This window comes from Acinetobacter sp. WU_MDCI_Abxc222, assembly GCF_025514755.1.
GTDB classification, from domain to species: Bacteria; Pseudomonadota; Gammaproteobacteria; order Pseudomonadales; family Moraxellaceae; genus Acinetobacter; species Acinetobacter geminorum.
In genome coordinates this window covers 1-2,018 of the sequence record NZ_JAHPVG010000026.1, presented here as the reverse complement: position 1 = coordinate 2,018, position 2,018 = coordinate 1, and the positions used below count along the sequence as shown (strand labels likewise).

Sequence of the window (2,018 nt, the reverse complement as noted above, 5' to 3'; positions counted from 1 at the left end):
ATCATTAAGAGAATTGAAGAACAACTTGTGTGGATTTTTACTGATTGATTAATCGAAATAATTTTCATTGATTGATTGGTTTAAATTACTCGAAGTTTATTTGAGCGAAATTTAAGTCAGTAATTGATGAGCCAGAATTGGCACCTTGTCTATAATAAGGTGCAAAATGATTTTAACTGAAGAGTTTGATCATGGCTCAGATTGAACGCTGGCGGCAGGCTTAACACATGCAAGTCGAGCGGAGAGAGGTAGCTTGCTACTGATCTTAGCGGCGGACGGGTGAGTAATGCTTAGGAATCTGCCTATTAGTGGGGGACAACATTTCGAAAGGAATGCTAATACCGCATACGTCCTACGGGAGAAAGCAGGGGATCTTCGGACCTTGCGCTAATAGATGAGCCTAAGTCGGATTAGCTAGTTGGTGGGGTAAAGGCCTACCAAGGCGACGATCTGTAGCGGGTCTGAGAGGATGATCCGCCACACTGGGACTGAGACACGGCCCAGACTCCTACGGGAGGCAGCAGTGGGGAATATTGGACAATGGGCGCAAGCCTGATCCAGCCATGCCGCGTGTGTGAAGAAGGCCTTATGGTTGTAAAGCACTTTAAGCGAGGAGGAGGCTACTTTAGATAATACCTAGAGATAGTGGACGTTACTCGCAGAATAAGCACCGGCTAACTCTGTGCCAGCAGCCGCGGTAATACAGAGGGTGCAAGCGTTAATCGGATTTACTGGGCGTAAAGCGCGCGTAGGCGGCTAATTAAGTCAAATGTGAAATCCCCGAGCTTAACTTGGGAATTGCATTCGATACTGGTTAGCTAGAGTGTGGGAGAGGATGGTAGAATTCCAGGTGTAGCGGTGAAATGCGTAGAGATCTGGAGGAATACCGATGGCGAAGGCAGCCATCTGGCCTAACACTGACGCTGAGGTGCGAAAGCATGGGGAGCAAACAGGATTAGATACCCTGGTAGTCCATGCCGTAAACGATGTCTACTAGCCGTTGGGGCCTTTGAGGCTTTAGTGGCGCAGCTAACGCGATAAGTAGACCGCCTGGGGAGTACGGTCGCAAGACTAAAACTCAAATGAATTGACGGGGGCCCGCACAAGCGGTGGAGCATGTGGTTTAATTCGATGCAACGCGAAGAACCTTACCTGGCCTTGACATAGTAAGAACTTTCCAGAGATGGATTGGTGCCTTCGGGAACTTACATACAGGTGCTGCATGGCTGTCGTCAGCTCGTGTCGTGAGATGTTGGGTTAAGTCCCGCAACGAGCGCAACCCTTTTCCTTATTTGCCAGCGAGTAATGTCGGGAACTTTAAGGATACTGCCAGTGACAAACTGGAGGAAGGCGGGGACGACGTCAAGTCATCATGGCCCTTACGGCCAGGGCTACACACGTGCTACAATGGTCGGTACAAAGGGTTGCTACCTAGCGATAGGATGCTAATCTCAAAAAGCCGATCGTAGTCCGGATTGGAGTCTGCAACTCGACTCCATGAAGTCGGAATCGCTAGTAATCGCGGATCAGAATGCCGCGGTGAATACGTTCCCGGGCCTTGTACACACCGCCCGTCACACCATGGGAGTTTGTTGCACCAGAAGTAGCTAGCCTAACTGCAAAGAGGGCGGTTACCACGGTGTGGCCGATGACTGGGGTGAAGTCGTAACAAGGTAGCCGTAGGGGAACCTGCGGCTGGATCACCTCCTTAACGAAAGATTGACGATTGGTAAGAATCCACAACAAGTTGTTCTTCATAGATGTATCTGAGGGTCTGTAGCTCAGTTGGTTAGAGCACACGCTTGATAAGCGTGGGGTCACAAGTTCAAGTCTTGTCAGACCCACCATGACTTTGACTGGTTGAAGTTATAGATAAAAGATACATGACTGATGATGTAAGCTGGGGACTTAGCTTAGTTGGTAGAGCGCCTGCTTTGCACGCAGGAGGTCAGGAGTTCGACTCTCCTAGTCTCCACCAGAACTTAAGAGAAGTTCGGATTACAGAAATTAGTAAATAG

General features: G+C 49.2%; 2 tRNA genes and 1 rRNA gene. All 3 read left to right on the top strand.

Annotated elements, in window-relative coordinates:
- The first annotated feature begins 173 nt into the window (after positions 1–173).
- Positions 174–1,711, top strand: a 16S ribosomal RNA gene (locus KTJ10_RS17940).
- A gap of 59 nt (positions 1,712–1,770) precedes the next feature.
- A tRNA-Ile gene (locus tag KTJ10_RS17935) sits at positions 1,771–1,847 on the top strand.
- Between the two features lie 55 nt (positions 1,848–1,902).
- Positions 1,903–1,978: transfer RNA gene (locus tag KTJ10_RS17930), tRNA-Ala, on the top strand.
- The last annotated feature ends 40 nt before the right edge of the window (positions 1,979–2,018 follow it).